Below are 19,001 nucleotides of genomic sequence, written 5' to 3'. Positions count from 1 at the left end.
GCAGAGCGGTAGCCTTAGTGTCATAGGTGGGGAGGCGCTCTGCTTACTTCAGCGCGCCGAGCTCACGCCCTACCTTGATGAAGGCGTTGATCGCCTTGTCGAGGTGGTGACGCTCGTGTGCAGCCGAGAGCTGGACACGGATACGTGCCTGCCCCTTGGGGACGACGGGATAGTAGAAGCCCGTGACGTAGATCCCTTCCTCGAGGAGACGAGCAGCGTACTCCTGAGAGAGCTTGGCATCGTAGAGCATCACGGCGCAGATCGCTGACTGGGTGGGCTTGATGTCGAAGCCCGCTGCCAGCATCTTGTCGCGGAAGTAGTTGACGTTCTCCATCAGCTTGGTGTGGAGCTCGTCACTCTCCTCGAGCATCTTGAAGACCTCGAGCCCTGCGCCGACAACTGCGGGGGGGATAGAGTTGCTGAAGAGATAGGGGCGCGAGCGCTGACGAAGCATATCGATGATCTCCTTAGGGCCCGTGGTGAAGCCGCCGACCGCGCCGCCGAAGGCCTTACCCAGCGTCCCGGTGTGGATGTCGATACGGCCGTAGCAGTCGAACTGCTCTGCCACACCTCTCCCCGTAGCACCGACGACTCCTGCCGAGTGGCACTCATCGACCATCACGAGGGCATCGTACTGCTCTGCCAGGTCACAGATCTTATCCATAGGAGCGACGTTGCCATCCATGGAAAAGACCCCGTCAGTGACGATGATGCGGAAGCGTGCGGACTGGGCTTCCTTGAGGACGCGCTCGAGGTCCTCCATATTGGCGTTCTCGTAGCGGTAGCGCTGAGCCTTGCACAGACGCACGCCGTCGATGATGGAGGCGTGGTTCAGGGCGTCGCTGATGATAGCGTCCTCAGGGCCGAAGAGCGGCTCGAAGAGCCCACCATTGGCATCGAAGCACGCAGCGTAGAGGATGGTGTCCTCGGTGTGGAAGTAGCGGGCGATGGCCTGCTCCAGCTCCTTGTGCAGATCCTGCGTGCCGCAGATGAAGCGCACCGAGCTCATGCCGAAGCCATGACTATCCATAGCTGCCTTGGCCGCAGCCACGAGGCGGGGATGGTCGGAGAGCCCGAGGTAGTTATTAGCACAGAAGTTGATGACGTCCTGTCCCGTGCTGATCTTGATGTCAGCCGTCTGTGGGGTGACGATGATGCGCTCACGCTTGTAGAGCCCAGCCTCATCGATGGCTTGCAGTTCCTTGGAGAGGAACTCCTTCATGCCTGCGAACATAGTACTTGTGTCTTAATGTAGGTATATTAACTGATAAGGGTAGCTGCAGCCTCGTGCTGCGCTACCCTTTTACTTGTGCTTACTGCTCTGCCTCGGTGGCCTCTTCCTCGTCGTTGTAGCTGGTGATGCCAGCGGCGAGGAGGATATTGTACCAGCTGAAGAGCTTCTTGATATCCGAGGTGTAGACACGCTCTCTGTCGTAGCTGGGGAGGATCTCACCGAAGGTCTCACGCAGCGCGTCGCCGTCCTTCAGCAGCTCTTCGGCGAAGGGCACGCCTGCCTGATGCTCCTGCACGCGGGTCAGCACCTCCGACAGAGGCACGTCCTCCTCGATGGTGAACATAGAGATATCCCCCAGCGAGACCACCTTATCCTTAGGGAGGATGGGCAGGCGCTGCTTCGTCTGTAGCGATTCGACGATGAGCGTATTCTTACCCTGCGATAGGAGGCGATAGAGCCCAGGCTTACCTGAGACGGAGAGGATGGTCTGTAACATATGATTGCTATGTGGTTCTATATACTTGGTAGTGCAAATGTAAGCAATATCACGCTAACGAGGCCAGAAGGCTCGATACCTGAGCCTCGAGATCGCTGTCTAGCTCGTTGTAGAGCACGTGATCGGCCTCGGCGATGAGCTCCGCCTGGGGTCTCTGACGCGCCATACGCTGCTGTATCGCCTCCGCCCCTACCCCATCACGAGCCATCGCCCGCGCCAGGCGGAGTGCCTCCGAGGCCGCGACGACGACGACCCGATCGACATAGTGTCGCAGGCCCGAGTCTAGTAGAAGGGCGCTCTCTAGGGCACAAAGCGCAGCGCCCGCCTCGAGCTGCTCGCGGCGCCAGCGCTGGAAGTCTCGACGCACCGCAGGGTGTACTAAGGCATTGACCTGCTGGAGGAGCCTCGGGTCAGCGAAGATGCGCGAGGCCAGCAGCGCTCGGTCGAGGCGCTCCGTCTCCGCGTCGTAAACATCTGCCCCACAGAGCTCCTGCACGGCGCCTCGTAGCTGGGTATCCTCATCGTAGAGCTCCTTAGCCCGCCGATCACTGTCGTAGACGGGGAGGCCTGCCGCCTCGAGGAGACGCGAGACATAGCTCTTGCCACTGCCTATACCGCCCGTGAGGCCCAGCGTCAGGATACGCGGCTCGCGGTAGGGATTACTTGGATTGTGCGCGCTCATGATCCGACTCGATGACGTACTGTATGCTATCGGGCTGTATGCTCCAGTACTTGACCCAGCTGGGCTTCTTGCTCAGCTCCACGGCGAGATTCTGCGGGTAGCGCAGCTGCCCATGCTCGTCTGGCGTAGGCTGAGGATAATTGACGGTGAGGGCGAAGTCCTCAGGACGTACCTGACCGCTACGCGAGTAAGGGATGCGCAGCTGGAGTGTGGCGCGGCTGGGCAGGGGGTAGAGCGTCTGCCCCTCGGGGACACCGAGGACGGAGAGCGGTAGCGTGAGGCTACTCTCGATCAGGCGCTCGATGGCTAGGTGCACCTGGATGACCCGCGTCGAGGCATAGATGCCCTCGGGGAGCTGGAGCCCGACCTTGGTCGTCGTCGTCCCAGAGAGCTGCTCCTCGGCAAAGGCCGCCGTATAGATCTTGCTGATGCCATCGAGCTGCTCGCGTGAGCCGAAGATCGTCACCTCACTCGGCGTCAGCTCCCGATCCTGTACCGTGAAGCCCGAGACGATGGGAGGCAGTGCTCCCAGCTCCACGGGTACGACCTTGCGCTGCCTACGGTAGGAGGTCGCCTGGAGCGTCTGCGGAGTGATCTGGCTGACGCGCGCCGTATTATAGAGGCGCTGACTGACAGCGTGCTGCAGCTCCTCCACGCTGAGGCTGAAGCCCACGGGGACCCCTTGGTCGAGCTTCAGTGGGACGTGCAGGACATTGACTCCGCGCGTCGCATACTCGAGGATGTGCGCCCCCGTATCCTCGAGCGTCACCTGGATTTCCTCCGGCAGACGCGTATTGATCCCTACCGCTGGCGGTACCGAGTCATAGCGGACAGGGATATGCAGCGTGTAGGTGAAGCGGCGCTCCATGCTCTGGATGAACCACAGGGCAGCGGAGAGCAAGACGAAGAAGAGGAAGGTGAGCAGCTGGCGGCTAGCCCCCTGCCGCCGAGAGCGCTGCTGGGGCTGCTGCCTGTCGGCATTCGTCGTGGGGAGGTTCTTTATCTCGAGACGCATCCTATATGATCTATGAGTCCTAGCAGGGCATAGGGGCTAAGGCCAAGGCAGCCCGAGGCTCCCAGCTAGGGAACAAACAGCGGGGCTGCCCTCCGAGCGCGGTACGCTCCGAGGGCAGCCCTCACGTAGTAGGATCTGCTCCTCTATAGGGAGCGCTTATCGAGCTGAGCTATCGCCAGCGGGGAAGACCGAGCCCTTATCGACGCGCACACGCACGCCGTCGGCGATCTCGACGACGAACTCCGTCTCCTTGATATCCTTGATGACGCCATAGAGGCCGCCACTGGTCACGATACGGTCATTGGTCCCGAGCGCCTCGCGCTTCTTCTGGAGCTCCTTCTGCTTGCGCTGCTGTGGGCGGATCATGAAGAAGTAGAAGATCACGAAGATCAGTATGATCATCGCTATATTCATCATACCCCCACCCTGAGGGGAGGCTTGTAGGATCGTCATTACCATCGTTTGTACTTGTTCTTAGTTCTTTTGGGAAAAGGTTGAATTATTGCTTGATGATCTTCCCACTATCCTTGAGCTGGCGCGCTACAGCATCCAGCACGCCGTTGACGAAGGCTGCACTGTGCGCCGTCGAATAGTGCTTGGCGAGCTCGACGTACTCGTTGATCGTGATGTGCGTGGGGATGGCGGGGAAGTGGAGGAATTCGGTCACGCCTAGACGCAGCAGCAGCGCATCGATGTCAGCAAGACGCTCGGTACTCCAGCCCTCGGAGAGAACCGGCTCGATGAACTGCATGTAGTCATTGCCCTTCATCAGGAGCTGGCGAAGGAGGTGACGGGCGAAGAGCTCGTCCTCCTCGTCGCGGAACATCGGCAGGATCTGCCCCTGCAGCCCTTCCTCCTCGGTGGCACGACGTAGCGTCTTCTCAAGGAAGTCCTTGACGACCTCTACGGGACCGTTCTCCAGGCGTACGGCCTGATAGGTACCGGCCTCACGGGCTACCTGAAGAGCCTGCTGTAGCTGCTCCTCCTCGCTGTGTGGACGCTCCTCTACCTCGGCCTTCTCGACCACGGCAAGGTCATCCTCCCAGTATATAGAGTGTGCCTCGAGGTACTCATTGAGGAGCTCGTCGCCCGCGATGAGCTGGTGGAAGGCCTCTAGCCAGAAGGTCTGATCAGCGGCCCAGCTATCACTGCGACCATGGGTATAGTCTTGGTAGAGCTCGGAGCGCTCGATCTTGCGCAGCAGATGACGCAGCAGCGCCTCATCGTCCTCCCAGCGGAGACCGAAGTTCGCATACCAGGCCGTGAGCTCGGGCGTCTCAGAGAGCTGAGCGGCTAGGCGGTTCTCGACCAGGCGCATATTCGGCGTACGCTCGGCCTGTGTAGCCAGATGCTTACGGCGGCGCACCTCGAGCACCTCGCGATAGAAGTCGGTAAGGGAAGGGATCAGCTGCAGTAGGTAGAGGTAGAGATCATAGGTGCGCTGAAGGCTCAGCTCTAGATCTTGTTCAGCCGCTGAGAGGCTTAGCTCTCCTCGATGTAGGTGGGCGTAGGCCACTTGCAGCACACGGGTGCGTATCAGTACTCTGTTGATCATATCGTTTGATTCCTTGAGCTCTCGGGACGGATGACAGTACTCTTCGGTGTGACGACTACCAGTCCCTATGAGCAAAGATCACCAGGCTATCCTCTAGCTGTACGACAAAGATACGATGATTCGGCCAATTAGTACGCACCGCCTAAAGCCGAAGGAGCGCAAGCTACATCCATAGCTCTCCCCTAGGGAGCATTCGCCTAAGGCTCCACAGCAGGCGAAGACGCCTAAGGCAATCAGCCAGGCCTCATGGAGTAGACCGCCAAGCACTCGGCTTGCCCCGCCCAGCAGCAAGCTGCGAGCCTAGTCAGACGGGGGCTGAGCGATATCCTTCAGCGCCGTGAGGGCTATCAGTCACCGACCTCAGGGACGTCCGTCAGCTCGCTCAGGGATATCAGTCAACTTGCCGAGGAGCAAGGACGGGGAGGCTCGTCGCAGGCTCCAAGAAGCATCAGCGACCTACCTCACCAGCTGAAGAGCCTCGGGAGGCCAAGGGCGCAGCCCAATAAACAGCGAGCGCCCCACCTACCGCGAAGGTAGGTGGGGCGCTCGTGATGAGATTCTATATGAGGAGGGAGTCGGCGCTTAGGCTAAGATGTAGATAAGCGCGGGGAAGGATGCGGAAGACCTTACTTGAGGCTCTTGAGGCTCTCGAAACCTTGGCCGTAGACGCCCTTGACCGCCCCCTGTGAGACGAAGGCCTTGGGGTCAATCTCCTCGATGACGCGGGAGATGGCGACAGACTGCTGCTTACGCACGACGACCAGCAGCACCTTCTGCGACTGCCCCGTATAGCCGCCCGTAGCCTCTAGGATGGTGCAACCGCGGTGCAGGCGTGAGATGATCGCGTCGTTGATCTCCTTGTACTTCTGGCTGAAGATAAGGAACTGGATGGATTGCCTATTGCCGCTCGTGTACCAATCCATCGTGATGCCGAGCAGGACAACCTGGATGAAGGACATCACGATCTTGTCAAAGGCGACCAGCGGGTCGATCTTGATGTCCGCCAGATACACGTTGGCGATGAAGGAGAAGAGGACGATGGTGGAGTCCGTAGCCACGTAGAGGCGGCTGAAGGACATGTTGCGATAGCGGCTGATGAGCGCCACGATCACGTCCGTCCCCCCCGTACTGCCGTTCACCGAGAAGACAAAGCCTAGCCCAAGCCCCGTCATCATCGACCCAAGGATAAGCGCAAGGAGCGGCTGATCCTTCAGTACCATCAGGTGCCAATAGGCCTCATTGCTGGGGTCAGGGATCACATAGCGCGTCGCTATAGGGACGATGATCGCCAGGAGACCAATGCCTATGAGCGTCTTGATGAAGAAGTTCTTATCAAGGAAGAGGAAGGCGATGACCAGCAGGGTAATGTTGATCAGGTTGTACGGCACGTCAACGGGCACCCCCGTGATGATGGTGATGATGTTGGAGATCCCCATGAGCCCCCCCGTAGTGACACGCTGGGGATAGATAAGGAAGCTGAAGCCCACCGTGTAGATGAGCACCCCAGCGAAGACGACAAGAAGGTCTCGCCAGAAGTACTTCGATACCAGCTGACGCGAGAGCTCCTCTCCTAGCTCCTTGAACTTACGCCCGAAGAAGTGCAGGAGGTTAAACTGAGCAGACATAGGTGATAGATATAATGAGTGGTAGTAGTAGCTAAGGGAGCTAGAGGACGATGTTGATGATGCGCCCAGGGACGACGATCACCTTCTTGGGCGTCTTACCCTCGAGCCAGCGCTGTGCCTCCTCCGAGGCGAGTACAGCCTCCTGGATCTCGGCGGGTGTGGCCGCGGTGGGGAACTCCATCGTAAAGCGTGTCTTGCCGTTGAAGCTGACGGGATACTTGACCTGATCCTCTACCAGATACTCCTCGCGGCACTCGGGCCACTGCGCAGAGACAATAGTCGTCGTCTCGCCGAGGGCGTGCCACAGCTCCTCGGTGATGTGCGGAGCGAAGGGCGCTAGGAGGATGAGCAGCGGCTGCAGCACCTCGCGGGAGCTAGTCTTAAGCGCCTGCAGCTCGTTGATGCAGATCATGAAGGCTGCTACGGAGGTATTGAAGGAGAACTGCTCGACGTCCTGCGTGACCTTTTTGATCAGCTTGTGCAGGCTCTTCAGTTCGTCCTTGCTGGTGGCCGCCCCATCTGTCACGCGCAGCCCCTCAGCACCGTAGTAGAGCGCCCAGAGCTTACGTAGGAAGCGGTGCACCCCGTCGATGCCGTTCGTGTCCCAAGGCTTGCTCTGCTCGAGCGGGCCAAGGAACATCTCGTAGAGGCGAAGGGTGTCGGCACCGTAGCGCTCGATGATCATGTCGGGATTAACGACGTTGAACATCGACTTGCTCATCTTCTCGACAGCCCAGTCGCAGATATACTTCCCGTCCTCGAGGATGAACTCAGCAGTGGCATACTCAGGGCGCCAGGCCTTAAAGGCCTCGAGGTCGAGCTGGTCGTTGTAGACGATGTTGACGTCCACGTGGATGGGTGTCGTGTCGTACTGATCGCGTAGACCGAGCGAGACGAAGGTATTGGTGTCCTTGATGCGGTAGACGAAGTTGGAGCGTCCCTGGATCATGCCCTGATTGACGAGCTTCTGGAAGGGCTCGTCCTCGACAACGAGGCCGAGGTCGTAGAGGAACTTATTCCAGAAGCGGCTATAGATCAGGTGGCCCGTAGCGTGCTCGGCGCCGCCGACGTAGAGGTCGACGCTACGCCAATAGGCATTCTTTTCGGGGCTCACGAGTGCCTGCTCATTGTGGGGGTCCATATAGCGGAGGTAGTAGGCCGAGCTCCCTGCGAAGCCAGGCATCGTGCTCAGCTCGTAGGGGTAGCCCTCAGCGGTATGCCAGCCCTTAGCACGACCCAGCGGTGGCTGCCCGTCCGTCGTGGGGAGGAACTTATCGACCTCGGGAAGGTGCAGCGGCAGCTGATCCTCGGGGAGCGTGCGGGCTATGCCCTCAGCGTCGTAGTAGATAGGGAAGGGCTCGCCCCAGTAGCGCTGGCGGCTAAAGATGGCGTCACGTAGGCGGTAGTTGATTTGGACGCGGCCGAGGCCCTCAGCCTCGACATAGGCCTTCATCGTCGCGATGGCGTCGGCCACGGAGCGGCCGTCAAGGATACCCGAATTGATAAGCACGCCCTGCTTGCTATCCTTGCTCTCCGTCCAAGTGCTGGTATCGCTGGGCTCCTCGCCCTCGGGGACGACGACCTGCACGATGGGCAGGTCGAAGTGACGTGCAAAGGCGAAGTCCCGGCTGTCATGGGCGGGTACGGCCATCACAGCGCCCGTACCATAGCCCGCCAGGACATAGTCGCTGACCCAGATGGGAATGGCTGCACCCGTCAGCGGGTGGCGAGCATAGGCGCCAGTGAAGACGCCCGAGACGCGGCGATCGGACATGCGATCGCGCTCGGTACGGCGGCGCGTGGCAGCGAGGTACTCCTCGACAGCCGCTGCCTGCTCAGGGGTGGTCACCTCGGCGACGTAGTCACTCTCGGGGGCAAGCACCATAAAGGTCACACCATAGATCGTATCGACACGCGTGGTGAAGACCGTCAGGGCTCCCTTCTCCTCGGAGCCTTCAGGCGAGCGGAGCACAGGGAAGCGCACCTCAGCACCCTCGCTGCGGCCGATCCAGTTGCGCTGCGACTCCTTGAGTGACTCGCTCCAGTTCAGTCCATCGAGGCCGCTCAGCAGACGCCCCGCATAGGCCGAGACGCGCAGACACCACTGCTGCATCTTGCGCTGCTCCACAGGGTGGCCACCACGGACGCTGACGCCATCGCTGACCTCATCATTAGCCAGCACGGTGCCCAGAGCGGCACACCAGTTGACCATCGTCTCGCCGAGGTAGGCAAGGCGATAGTTCATCAGCACCTGCATACGCTTGGTCTCCGACCAGCTCTGCCAGTCGGCTGCCGTGAAGTGCAGCTCCTCGCCCTGAGCGACATGAAGGCCAGCCGTACCCGTGCGCTCCAGCTGAGCCACGAGCTGGGCGATGGGGAGAGCCTTATCAGCCGCCTTATCATAGTAGGAGTGGAAGAGCTGGATGAAGGTCCACTGCGTCCACTTGTAGTACTCGGGGTCTGAGGTGCGGAGCTCGCGCGACCAGTCGTAGCTGAAGCCGATACGCTCCAGCTGGCTGCGGTAGCGCCGTATGTTCTCCTCGGTAGTGACCTCGGGGTGCTGTCCCGTCTGGATCGCATACTGCTCGGCGGGCAGACCGAAGGCATCATAGCCCATAGGATGGAGTACGTTGAAGCCGCGTAGACGCTTGTAGCGAGCGAAGATATCCGAGGCGATGTAGCCCAGTGGATGCCCCACGTGCAGCCCTGCACCAGAGGGATAGGGGAACATATCTAGCACATAATACGCTGGACGCGTGCTGTCCTCAGTGACTCGGTAGACCTCGTGTGCGCTCCAGTACTCTTGCCAGCGAGCCTCTATCGCTCTAAAGTTGTATTCCATCTATGACCTTACTATGATGATACGTATTCCTTAAATAATCGTTGCGCCTACATATAGCTCCGTCAAGGGGTATAGGTAAGCGCAACACAAAGGTACATCATTTAGAGCAACCTCCTATTTGGCCTCGCCACGCGTCATACGGAAGGAGGTCTTGTAGAAGATGAAGAGCGGGATCGCGACCCCGACCCCGAGGGCGAACATCGTCAGGAGCGCCGTGATCGCGTTGCTGATGATCATCGGCAGGTACTGCTCCTGCATCTCAGTACTACTGGTCTCGATGAAGCGGATCATCGCCAGGAGTGAGCGGTAAGCATACTGCCCTGGGATCATCGGGAGCAAGGCCGGGAAGGCAAAGACCTCGATCGGATAGCGGGCATAGAAGGCGAAGCCTACGGCCATGAAGCCGATGAAGATGGCGGCGAAGAAGGAGGCCACAGCGATGTTCACCTCTGCGTACTGCATGAGAGAGAAGCGGATCACATTGCCGAAGAAGGCTAGAAGCGGAGCGTAGCGGAAGGCCGCAGGCGAGGGATTCCCGACAGCAGCGAAGCCGAGTGCTGCGATGGCGGCGAAGAAGCCCTTCTGAAAGATCAAGACGAAGTCCATAGGGAAGGTGTGTCGTATAAGGGGAAGAGGCGAAGCGAGGGGATCAGAGCAGCGATAGTCCGAGCAGTAGCAGCGTACCGCTGAGCCCGACCGTGATGCTCACCACGATCATGGCCGCAGTCATCAGACGCGAAAGCCCATTGAGCATATAGCCGTCCAGCAGGTCCATGATGCCATTGATGAAGGGGACGCCGGGGATGAGGTAGAGGACGCTTGCCCCTAGGGCGATCTCAGGGCTAGCCTCCAGCCCCCACTTCGCCCCTAGGCCTACGACGAAGGAGGCGATAAAGGCAGAGAGGCATATCGTCAGGTAGATATAGGCGTGCCGTCTATTGAGCTCCTGCCTCACCAAGAAGCCGAGGAAGGTCCCGAGAAAGACGAAGAGCGAGGAGACGAGATCGCCGCCGAAGAGCAGACACAGGCACATATTGGCCTGGCTAATGAGGTAGAGCACGAGCCAGCGATTGACGGGCTGTGTGGTGAGGATACGCTCGAAGCGTGCCTCCAGCTCATCTAGATCGGGGTGGTTATCATAGGTGTACCAGCTCAGACGGCTAAGCTCGGCATTGAGGTAGAAGTTCAGCGGGCTGTGCTTATGCTGGCTCATGCCCGTCACGGGGTGGGCGTAGTCAAGGCGCTGATAGCTCCCCGCAGCACCCTCCAGGACGGGGGTCAGCGTCATGGCGATGTTGCGCTGGAACATCATGATCGTCAGCTCATAGCCATAGGCATGGGCTATACGCGTCGTATTGACGACGATGCGGGAGGTCTGCACCCCGACGCTGGTCTGCGTCGTCGCGTAGCGCAGAAGGAACTCCAGGAGATGCTCCTTGTCAATATCTCGTAGTGCTAGGGGGACGGACTGGGCCATAATAGATGATCGCTGCCTTGGGGAGGTGAGTAGTACGCTGTCGTAAATGCAAGAAGAGTCTCCGCTAGTGACTGTGGAGACTCTCTTCTGATAAGGATACCCTTACTTAGTTGCGGAGGCAGGATTCGAACCTACGACCTTTGGGTTATGAGCCCAACGAGCTGCCACTGCTCCACTCCGCGCTATCTTTTTGCACTGCAAAGGTAGCACTTTTATCCATACGCTCCAAATTCTAGCCAAAACTTATCCCTCAACGCACCTTCTATTAAGGTATCCCGCGCGCGAGATCAGGCTCTAGACCGAGCCCCTAGCATGCTACCACAGAGCCGAGAAAGCAGCAAGGGCCGCCGCTCCATATGGAGCAGCGGCCCTTGCGCACTAATGTCTTAGGCTTAGCCCAAGGCTACTACCCTACTGCTGGGCAGCAGCGGGCTTGACCTCGAGGAGCTCGATCTCGAAGACCAGCGTGCTGAAGGGAGGGATCTTGTCGCCCTGGTAGCGTGCACCGTAGGCCAGCTCCTGAGGGATAGCCACCTTGATTTTCTCACCGGCCTTCATCAGCTGGAGCACTTCGGTCCAACCCTTGATGACACCGTTGACGGGGAACTCGACGGGCTTATCCTTGGACTCGTCGAAGACGGTACCATCGATGAGCATACCCTTATAGTTGACCTTCACGACATCGTTAGCCGTAGGCGTAGCGCCCGTACCTTCCTTGATCACCTTGTAGGCAATACCGCTAGCCGTGGTCTTGACACCAGCCTCAGCGGCGAAGCTCTTGATGTAGGCAGCACCCTTGGTCTTATTCTCACCATACTGCTGCTCCATCTGCTTCGCCATCTCAGCCTCCTGCTTCTTCTGCTCCTCCTCGTACTTCTTCTCGTAGTACTTCTGAGCGACAGCTCCGAGGCTGTCTACCTGGCCTACGCGCGTAGCGGAGTCCAGAGCCAGCGCCTTCTTGAAGCCAGAGAGGAAGAGGGCCTTCTTGTTCATCAGCGTGGAGTCTTCCTTGAAGCGCTGAGCAGCCTGTACGCCCTGCATCTGACCTACGTAGTACCAGAGCTTGGTCGTATCGCTGTTGAAGCCTTCCTCGAAGCCCTTGAAGAAGAGCGCGGAGTCAATCTGCTGGCCCTGAGCCTGAGCGCCCTTGATGGCGTTCATCAGCTCAGCAGCATTACTGAAGCCCATAGCGTAGGCTACGCTGTCTACGCTGTCCTTGGGCGTGGAGCCTCCCTGCTGGCAGGAGTAGGTACCGAGGGCCATGGCTGATGCAGCCAGGATCATTGCGAACTTTTTCATTGTCGTCTTATAGAATTGATTTGAAGTTTACTTACTTAGTGCGCTTGGTGCGCTTACCCACCTTAGTCCGAGGGCTAGCCTTAGTGCTGGAGCCGGACTGTGGCTGTGCTTCTGAGACCTCGTCGGCTGCCTGAGGCTCGACGTAAGGCTTGATATCCAGGAGCTCGACCTCGAAGAAGAGAGGCGCCCCAGCGGGGATCACCCCACCTGCGCCACGCTCGCCGTAGGCCAGGGGCGCAGGGATGAGGAACTCGTACTTAGCCCCCTTGGACATGAGGCTGATACCCTCCGTCCAGCCCTTGATGACGGCACTGAGCGGAAGGGTCGCGGGCTCGCCATGCTTGTAGGAGCTATCGAACTCCTTGCCCCCATCGGCCAGTCGACCCACGTAGTTCACCACTACGGTGTCCTGAGCGCTGGGGCGCTGCCCCTCGGCGGCACGTAGCACGCGCCACTGCAGGCCGCTCGCGGTCGTCTGTACGCCAGGGCGCTGAGCGTTGAGGCGCAGCAGCGAGTCGGCACGAGCGCTACGCTCGCGCGCCTCGGCTGCGCGCAGCCCGTTGATATAGCCCTCGTAGATACGACGTGCCTCGTCGAGGCTGAGCACCTGAGCGGGGCGGCTGAGGAAGGCGTCGGAGAAGCCCTGTAGGATCTGCTCACGGCTAAGGCTATCGCCAGGCATACCCGCCATAGCGGAGGAGAAGGCCTGACTATTCAGCACCCCAAAGGCATAGGCCACCGAGTCCTGCGCTGAGGGTAGGGCACTGGTGCGCTGCTTGAGGCGGGGGGAGCAAGCCCCCAGGAGCAGGGCCGTAGCCAGCCCGAGGCTCACTAGAGCGGTCTTCTTCATCTAGCCTTACTTGATCGCGATGAGCTCGATGATAAAGATGAGCGTGCTGCCTGGCTGGATCATCTGCCCAGCACCACGATCGCCGTAGGCCAGGTCAGCAGGGATCGTGACCTTCCACTTAGAGCCCACAGGCATCAGCTGGAGGATCTCCGTCCAGCCCTTGATGACGCCCTGCAGGGGGAAGGTAGCCGTCTCGCCGCGGTCCATCGAGCTATCGAAGACCTGCCCATTGATGAGCGTACCGTGGTAGTGGCACTCTACGCTGTCGGTGAGCTTAGGCTTGGGGCCATCGCCTTCGCGCAGGATCTCGTACTGGAGACCGCTAGGCAGCGTGACGACGCCTGCCTTGTGGCCGTTGATCTTGAGGAACTCCTCACCGGCCTCCTTGTTGCGCTCGACAGCCTTGCGCTGCACCTCCTGGAAGTAGTCGTTGATGATCTGCTTCGCTTCGTCGTAGCTCATCTCGGGCTGTGCCTCCTCGTAGACGGCGCGTACGCCCTGTAGGAAGTCCTCGAAGATCAGTTCGTCAAAGCCCGAGGCACGGAAGTTCTGCCCGATGCTTAGCCCTAGGGCATAGCTTACCTTGTTCATATCCTTTATATATAATGTATCTAGTGCGTCCGCAGCCCTACGAAGGGCGAGGCAAGAGCCCGCTACCGAGAGACTGGGATAATACGGGGACAAAGGTAATGAATTTTACTGCACTAGACGCGACGCCGCACACAGAGCATCAGAGCAGGCAGGGAATAGCCTTCCCCCTACCCTCCCTTTAGGTAAGACAAAGGGGCGGAGGTAGTCCCACAAAGCCCAGAGATAAGGGGAAGGGTGCCTGAGGAATATCAGTCACGAGGCTGAGGGACGTCCATAAAGCGTGCGAGGGATAGCAGTCAGCGTCCTGACCGCTATCCCTCGAAAAGCTAGGAGTAGGCTAGCGCCTCGCTCCAGATCCTATCGGGCTGTACTAGAGCACCTAGGCTAAGGCCCTCCGCTAGACAGTGCCCCTAGGGGCAGCCTCCCCTCGTCTAGGAGACAAGCCCTAGGGCGTAGAGGATGAAGGCGTACTCAAAGGCCGTGTCGCGTATCCCGCTGTAGCGCCCCGTAGCGCCGCCGTGGCCCGAGTCCATATTCATGCGCAGCAAGAGGAGCTCGTCATCCGTCTTGAGGCTGCGCAGCTTCGCCACGTACTTGGTCGGCTCGTGGAAGAGGACCTGCGAGTCATTGATCCCGCCCGTGACGAGCATCGCAGGATAGCGCTGCGCACGGAGGTTGTCGTAGGGGGAATAGCCCTTCATATAGTGGTAGTACTCCGGCTCATTGGGATTGCCCCACTCCTCGTACTCCCCTGTCGTCAGAGGTAGGCTATCGTCAAGCATCGTCGTCACGACGTCCACGAAGGGCACCTGGGCGACGATACAGCCGAAGAGCTCGGGCCAGCGATTGGCCACGACCCCCATCAGCATACCGCCCGCGCTGCCCCCCATAGCTGCCAAACGCTCGGGGGAGGTATAAGCCTCATCCACGAGGAGACGGGCGCAGGCAGCGAAGTCAGTGAAGGTATGCTCCTTCTTGAGGAACTTGCCATCCTCGTACCACTGCTCCCCGAGTTCGCTCCCGCCACGCACCTGAGCCAGCGCATAGACGAAGCCACGATCCACGAGGCTAAGGATAGAGACGCTGAACTGTGCCTCCATCGAGATCCCATAGCTCCCATAGCCGTAGATCAGAGCAGGCGCCGAGCCATCGCGCTTGAGGCCCTTACGGTAGAGCAAGGCCATAGGGATGCGCGTCGTGCCGTCCTCGCCGAGCGCCCAGCGGCGCTCCACGATGTAGTCCTCTGGCTGGTAGCCCCCGCCGACCTCCTGCTGCTTGAGCAGTCGACTCTGCCCCGTCTCGAGGTCGTACTCATAGAGGCTGCTGGGTCTATTGGGCGAGGAATAGGTGTAGCGCACCTTGCGCGTGCTGTACTGGCTGCTACCTCTCAGAGCCAGCGTATAGACGGGCTCGGGGAAGGCGACCTCGCGCAGCGGCTGCCCCAGCGGATCGAGGATGCGGATCTGCGAGAGGCCCTCGACGCGCTCCTCCGTCACCACATAGTGCTCGTAGATGCCGAGGCTCTCGAGGCGCACCTCGGGGCGATGCGCCAGGATCGTACGCCAGGAGGAGCGGTCAGCCACGCCCTCGAGGCTCGTCGCGTAGAGGGCGCCGTTGAGCTGCTCCTTATCCTTATAGTATAGGTAGAGGCGATCGCGGTGCGTCAGCACCGAGTAGCGCACGTCGGGCTGGCGCGCTAGCAGCAGCTTGGGCTCTGTGTCCCGCCCGTCCGCAGCCAGGTAGTACTCCTCGCTACTGGTGCTGCTCGAGCAGGAGATGAAGAGGTATTCGTGCGTCTTGGTCTCGCTGACGCTGCAGGAGAAGCGGCCATCCAGCTCCTCGTAGATCAGCTGCCCCTCGGCCTCGTCGAGACGCTGACGAAGGACGCGGCTAGAGCGCAGCGTCTCGTCGATCAGGCTGTAGTAGATGGTCTCACTATCCTCAGCCCAGGCCAGCGAAGCGACGCCCGCGATGCACAGCGGCAGCTCCTGCCCCGTCTCGAGGCTCTTGATCCTGAGGTCGAACTCGGCGTAGGAGCCCGTCGTATTGGACATATAGGCTACCCAGCGATTATCAGGGCTGACGCTATAGCCTGCGAAGATATAGGCGGGCTGCCCCTCGGCCATGAGGTTGACGTCGAAGATCAGCTCGCCACCCTCCACCTCCTGCGGGCGCTCACTCCAGCGCTCGTCGAAGGCCTCTTCCTCGTAGCGGTAATAGCTAGGGTACTGCCTGCCCTGCTCGGTGCGGGTATAGTAGTAATAGCCTCGGCGCAGTGTGGGATAGCTTTGGTCGGTCTCCTTGATGCGCCCCACGATCTCCTGATAGATCTCCTCCTGCAGCTCCTGGGTCGAGGCCATCACCTCCTCGGTGTAGGCATTCTCGGCCTGGAGGTAGTCCTGTAGCTCGGGGAGCTCCTTGTCCCGCAGGTAGTAGTAGGGGTCGACACGTAGGTCATCGAGGTGACGCAGCTCCTCGGGGCGCGAAGCCACACGAGGGGCTGGGCCGAAGGCTGATTGCTTTGGCTTATTCATGAGGATAGGGATGGTAGCTAGCTTGGAGAATAAGGGGACTCTCGGGCCCCATATTGAAGAGGAGATCGAGGATACTGAGCTCAGGGACGAAGCCCCGAGCGGGTCGATCGAGCTGATGATAGGCTTGGGGGAGGTAGGCAGGGGGCAGTGTGCCCTGCTTGGGGCGCAGGCTATAGCGGTAGTCCGCCTCGTGGCACTCCAGCGGAGTGAAGTCCTCGGTCGGGCAGAGGCAGGCGGGGTCGATCTCGAGCAGGGGACAGAGGTGCTGCAGCAGCCTCAGGTTCAGGGCCCAGAGGCTATCGTCCTCGAGGGTGCCCCACAGCGCCTCCAGTTCGTCGATGTAGTACTCGTAGTAGGGACTAGCACCATAGGCCGTGGCTAGGGTCTGATGCCAGACGGAGCGCCACTGCCCGTGCGTAGAGAGACGCACCTCGGTGATGGGGGTCTTCGTCCCCTGGGGGAGCTCCACGGGAATGCTCAGTGGCTGCACGCCGTTAGGCCCGAGGATGTAGCAGCGATTGCGGTAGCTCTGCTTGATGTAGTGCTCGGCAGCCTCAAGGCCTACCCTACCCGACTGGTGATGATACAGGAGGGTGAAGTAGCTGATGGGGGGCGTCAGCGCCGTGGAGAGCAGGAGGTCGTAGTGCATCAAGGATAGACGAAGGGGCTGCGCGTGCCGAGGCCGAAGAGCAGACGCCCTACGATGGCCTCGCGCGGGATAATCCCTAGGTGACGTGAGTCAGGCCCCGAGGCAGTGTCGTCCGCCAGCACCCAGTAGTAGTCCTGGGCAAAGGTGTAGAGCGCTCGCTCACTGAGGCGCGCCATCCAGCGGGCGGAGTCCAGCCCGAGCTGTCCGCGCCCTGGGTGCAGACGCTCCTCGGCGCGCTGCTCCTCTAGGAGGGCCTGGCGATAGGCCACGAGGCTCACGGGGCTCAGGGGATAGACGCCCTGAGCACGCGGTAGACGCAGTGCGTAGCTCTCGCCAGCGCTGAGCGCACGGCGATGATCGAGCGTGCGGCGACCATTGACATAGAGCAGTCCCTGTCGTAGCTCGAGGCTATCGCCCGGCAGACCGACGACACGCCCTGCCACGAGGCTAGGCTCTGAGGGCTTCGCCAGTCCTAGTCGAGCTAGGTCAATGAGGACGCAGTCGCCACGCTCAGGCTCGAAGCTCTTGAGCACCAGCACCCACGCTCCCCGAGGATAGCTCGGGGCCAGGGCGCTGGTCTGCAGCGTCAGCGGCACGAGGAGAAAGGCACGTAGGAGCAGCACCAGGAGTACGACTCCCAGCGGCAAGGCTCCGTAGCGTAGTAGGCTAGGGATATATCGGCCCTTACTTCCCATTGATGAGACGCATCATCCGCCCCCAGCGGATACCGCCAGAGAGGAGCGGACGCTCGCTATTGATGGAGAGCCAGAGGAAGGCGGGCTTACCTACGACATGATCCTCGGGCACGAAGCCCCAGTAGCGGCTGTCAGCAGACATATGCCTATTGTCCCCCAGCATGAAGTAGTAGTCCATCGCGAAGGTGTAGTGCGTCGCGGGACGACCATCGATGAGGATCACACCATCGGGGCGCTGCTCCAGCTGGTGCCCCTCATAGGCATGGATGCAGCGGGCATAGTAGGCGAGCGTCGCGGGGGTGAGCTCGACCGTCAGTCCCTTACGCGGGATGAGGAGCGGCCCGTAGTCATCACGCGTCCAGCCCGTAGCGTAGTCCAGCGGATAGACCTGCCCGCTGAGCTCGGTCGTCGTACGCTCCACCCCAAGGCCCTTGACATAGGGCTCAGCCTGCAGTACGCGCACCATCTCAGCCGTCAGCGGTAGGTGATAGATAAGGCCGTAGCCACGCGAACCCTCGGACTGGAAGGCGAGCTTCATCTGCGCAAGGAAGGGCGAGAGGTCTCCCCCATCGCTCGTACGGTAGTCGTAGATGAGCTGCACATCTCTGTCGTTGATCTCCAGCTGGTCGAGGAGCTCCTGCGACAGCGGCGTCCCGTCGGTCTGGACGAAGTAGTTGAGCTGCATCTGACGCGGATTGGCCATGGCCTTACCATTGATGTACAGCTGATTGGCACGTAGCTCTACCGTCTCTCCGGGCAGCCCGACACAGCGCTTGACATAGTGGTCACGACGGTCTACAGGACGAGCGACGACCTCGCCGAACTGCTGGCGATCGCTCCACACCTGCTCGCGCCCGTACTGCGCGCACAGCGTATAGTAGTCGGGGTTCGGCATGGAAAGCGCCACCGTGTCCCCCGCAGGGAAATTGAAGACAACGAGGTCATTACGCTCCACCTTGCCCAGCCCCTTGAGCCTGCGGTAAGGCAGTGAAGGGCTATCGAGGTAGGACTTGTGCCCGAAGGCCGTATTGTGCGCCAGCGGCAGTGCCAGCGGCGTCATCGGCACGCGCGGCCCGTAGCTGAGCTTATTGACAAAGAGGTAGTCCCCAATCAAGAGCGTCTTCTCCAGCGAGGAGGAGGGGATGGCAAAGTTCTGGAAGAAGTAGGTGAAGATGATCGTCACCGTCACCACGACGAAGACGATGTCCTCCAGCAGCCCTCCCAGCAGGCGTACCATACCGTTGGGGTGCTCCTTGAGGTAGCGCCAGGGGATGAAGCGTGTGAAGTAGAAGTCTACCAAGAAAGGCAGCAGCAGAAGCCAGCCCCAGCCCGCCCAGAGGGCGAAGAGCAGGAGCAGTACGATCATAATCCCGCCCTTAACGCGGCGGATGAGGAGCTGACGAGGACTGAGCCCCGAGAGCGGGTATCTATTCATAGGGATATCGGCATACTTAGGA

General features: G+C 60.2%; 17 protein-coding genes and 1 tRNA gene. All 18 read right to left on the bottom strand.

The annotated features are described in order from the left end of the window. Nucleotides 1-43 precede the first annotated feature (43 nt). Complete coding sequence (gene kbl / locus J4862_RS02910) at nt 44-1,234, bottom strand: glycine C-acetyltransferase (RefSeq protein WP_211789244.1); 1,191 nt, start codon at nt 1,232-1,234, stop codon at nt 44-46. A 79-nt stretch (nt 1,235-1,313) separates the two neighbouring features. Beyond that, on the bottom strand, nt 1,314-1,730 hold the full coding sequence (locus J4862_RS02905) for a DUF5606 domain-containing protein (protein WP_211789243.1): 417 nt from the start codon (nt 1,728-1,730) through the stop codon (nt 1,314-1,316). Between the two features lie 49 nt (nt 1,731-1,779). After that, complete coding sequence (coaE, locus tag J4862_RS02900; RefSeq protein WP_211789242.1) at nt 1,780-2,412, bottom strand: dephospho-CoA kinase; 633 nt, start codon at nt 2,410-2,412, stop codon at nt 1,780-1,782. Further along, a complete protein-coding gene (locus tag J4862_RS02895; RefSeq protein WP_211789241.1) occupies nt 2,390-3,427 on the bottom strand; it encodes a YbbR-like domain-containing protein in 1,038 nt (345 codons plus the stop codon). The genes coaE and J4862_RS02895 overlap by 23 nt, the downstream gene beginning before the upstream one ends. Before the next feature lie 156 nt (nt 3,428-3,583). Next, nucleotides 3,584-3,886, bottom strand: a complete 303-nt coding sequence (yajC, locus tag J4862_RS02890; RefSeq protein WP_211789240.1) for a preprotein translocase subunit YajC — start codon at nt 3,884-3,886, stop codon at nt 3,584-3,586. 40 nt (nt 3,887-3,926) lie between these two features. After that, nucleotides 3,927-4,982: a transcription antitermination factor NusB gene (gene nusB / locus J4862_RS02885; RefSeq protein WP_211789239.1), complete on the bottom strand. Its 1,056-nt coding sequence runs from the start codon at nt 4,980-4,982 to the stop codon at nt 3,927-3,929. Between the two features lie 626 nt (nt 4,983-5,608). After that, on the bottom strand, nt 5,609-6,607 hold the full coding sequence (locus J4862_RS02880; RefSeq protein WP_211789238.1) for a YitT family protein: 999 nt from the start codon (nt 6,605-6,607) through the stop codon (nt 5,609-5,611). 40 nt (nt 6,608-6,647) lie between these two features. Continuing rightward, nucleotides 6,648-9,449, bottom strand: coding sequence for a leucine--tRNA ligase (gene leuS / locus J4862_RS02875; RefSeq protein ID WP_211789237.1), 2,802 nt, complete (start codon nt 9,447-9,449; stop codon nt 6,648-6,650). Nucleotides 9,450-9,563: 114 nt separating this feature from the next. Continuing rightward, nucleotides 9,564-10,055 (bottom strand): threonine/serine exporter family protein, encoded by a 492-nt coding sequence (locus J4862_RS02870; RefSeq protein ID WP_211789236.1) that lies wholly within the window; start codon nt 10,053-10,055, stop codon nt 9,564-9,566. 43 nt (nt 10,056-10,098) lie between these two features. Further along, entirely contained in the window at nt 10,099-10,926 is an 828-nt protein-coding gene (locus J4862_RS02865; protein WP_211789235.1) for a threonine/serine exporter family protein, read from the bottom strand. A 110-nt stretch (nt 10,927-11,036) separates the two neighbouring features. After that, nucleotides 11,037-11,108, bottom strand: a tRNA-Met gene (locus tag J4862_RS02860). A 229-nt stretch (nt 11,109-11,337) separates the two neighbouring features. After that, on the bottom strand, nt 11,338-12,225 hold the full coding sequence (locus J4862_RS02855; RefSeq protein ID WP_211789234.1) for an FKBP-type peptidyl-prolyl cis-trans isomerase: 888 nt from the start codon (nt 12,223-12,225) through the stop codon (nt 11,338-11,340). A gap of 31 nt (nt 12,226-12,256) precedes the next feature. Beyond that, nucleotides 12,257-13,075 (bottom strand): FKBP-type peptidyl-prolyl cis-trans isomerase, encoded by an 819-nt coding sequence (locus J4862_RS02850; RefSeq protein ID WP_211789233.1) that lies wholly within the window; start codon nt 13,073-13,075, stop codon nt 12,257-12,259. A 6-nt stretch (nt 13,076-13,081) separates the two neighbouring features. Further along, nucleotides 13,082-13,666: an FKBP-type peptidyl-prolyl cis-trans isomerase gene (locus J4862_RS02845; RefSeq protein WP_211789232.1), complete on the bottom strand. Its 585-nt coding sequence runs from the start codon at nt 13,664-13,666 to the stop codon at nt 13,082-13,084. A gap of 431 nt (nt 13,667-14,097) precedes the next feature. Beyond that, entirely contained in the window at nt 14,098-16,200 is a 2,103-nt protein-coding gene (locus J4862_RS02840) for a S9 family peptidase (protein ID WP_211789231.1), read from the bottom strand. Continuing rightward, the gene (locus J4862_RS02835) at nt 16,193-16,849 is read right to left on the bottom strand and encodes a WbqC family protein (RefSeq protein WP_211789230.1); all 657 of its coding nucleotides are present in this window, start codon (nt 16,847-16,849) and stop codon (nt 16,193-16,195) included. The genes J4862_RS02840 and J4862_RS02835 overlap by 8 nt, the downstream gene beginning before the upstream one ends. After that, nucleotides 16,849-17,544 carry a signal peptidase I gene (gene lepB, locus J4862_RS02830; RefSeq protein ID WP_211789229.1) on the bottom strand — a complete coding sequence of 232 codons (696 nt, stop codon included), beginning with the start codon at nt 17,542-17,544 and terminating at the stop codon, nt 16,849-16,851. The genes J4862_RS02835 and lepB (J4862_RS02830) overlap by 1 nt, the downstream gene beginning before the upstream one ends. Next, complete coding sequence (gene lepB / locus J4862_RS02825; RefSeq protein WP_211789228.1) at nt 17,534-18,979, bottom strand: signal peptidase I; 1,446 nt, start codon at nt 18,977-18,979, stop codon at nt 17,534-17,536. Before lepB (J4862_RS02825) ends, lepB (J4862_RS02830) begins: the two co-directional genes overlap by 11 nt. Nucleotides 18,980-19,001 lie beyond the last annotated feature (22 nt).

The organism is Porphyromonas sp. oral taxon 275 (assembly GCF_018127745.1).
GTDB lineage: Bacteria > Bacteroidota > Bacteroidia > Bacteroidales > Porphyromonadaceae > Porphyromonas.
The sequence above is the reverse complement of the archived record's forward strand: the minus strand, read 5'-3'. Positions and strand labels throughout refer to the sequence as shown.

Excerpts from the sequence above, each read along its gene's own strand:
- coaE (WP_211789242.1), bottom strand. The coding sequence starts at position 2,412 with ATGAGCGCGCACAATCCAAGTAATCCCTACCGCGAGCCGCGTATCCTG.
- J4862_RS02895 (WP_211789241.1), bottom strand. The coding sequence starts at position 3,427 with ATGCGTCTCGAGATAAAGAACCTCCCCACGACGAATGCCGACAGGCAG.
- J4862_RS02845 (WP_211789232.1), bottom strand. The coding sequence starts at position 13,666 with ATGAACAAGGTAAGCTATGCCCTAGGGCTAAGCATCGGGCAGAACTTC.
- J4862_RS02865 (WP_211789235.1), bottom strand. The coding sequence starts at position 10,926 with ATGGCCCAGTCCGTCCCCCTAGCACTACGAGATATTGACAAGGAGCAT.
- lepB (WP_211789228.1), bottom strand. The coding sequence starts at position 18,979 with ATGAATAGATACCCGCTCTCGGGGCTCAGTCCTCGTCAGCTCCTCATC.
- J4862_RS02880 (WP_211789238.1), bottom strand. The coding sequence starts at position 6,607 with ATGTCTGCTCAGTTTAACCTCCTGCACTTCTTCGGGCGTAAGTTCAAG.
- J4862_RS02905 (WP_211789243.1), bottom strand. The coding sequence starts at position 1,730 with ATGTTACAGACCATCCTCTCCGTCTCAGGTAAGCCTGGGCTCTATCGC.
- yajC (WP_211789240.1), bottom strand. The coding sequence starts at position 3,886 with ATGGTAATGACGATCCTACAAGCCTCCCCTCAGGGTGGGGGTATGATG.
- nusB (WP_211789239.1), bottom strand. The coding sequence starts at position 4,982 with ATGATCAACAGAGTACTGATACGCACCCGTGTGCTGCAAGTGGCCTAC.
- J4862_RS02850 (WP_211789233.1), bottom strand. The coding sequence starts at position 13,075 with ATGAAGAAGACCGCTCTAGTGAGCCTCGGGCTGGCTACGGCCCTGCTC.
- J4862_RS02855 (WP_211789234.1), bottom strand. The coding sequence starts at position 12,225 with ATGAAAAAGTTCGCAATGATCCTGGCTGCATCAGCCATGGCCCTCGGT.
- kbl (WP_211789244.1), bottom strand. The coding sequence starts at position 1,234 with ATGTTCGCAGGCATGAAGGAGTTCCTCTCCAAGGAACTGCAAGCCATC.
- J4862_RS02870 (WP_211789236.1), bottom strand. The coding sequence starts at position 10,055 with ATGGACTTCGTCTTGATCTTTCAGAAGGGCTTCTTCGCCGCCATCGCA.
- leuS (WP_211789237.1), bottom strand. The coding sequence starts at position 9,449 with ATGGAATACAACTTTAGAGCGATAGAGGCTCGCTGGCAAGAGTACTGG.
- lepB (WP_211789229.1), bottom strand. The coding sequence starts at position 17,544 with ATGGGAAGTAAGGGCCGATATATCCCTAGCCTACTACGCTACGGAGCC.
- J4862_RS02835 (WP_211789230.1), bottom strand. The coding sequence starts at position 16,849 with ATGCACTACGACCTCCTGCTCTCCACGGCGCTGACGCCCCCCATCAGC.
- J4862_RS02840 (WP_211789231.1), bottom strand. The coding sequence starts at position 16,200 with ATGAATAAGCCAAAGCAATCAGCCTTCGGCCCAGCCCCTCGTGTGGCT.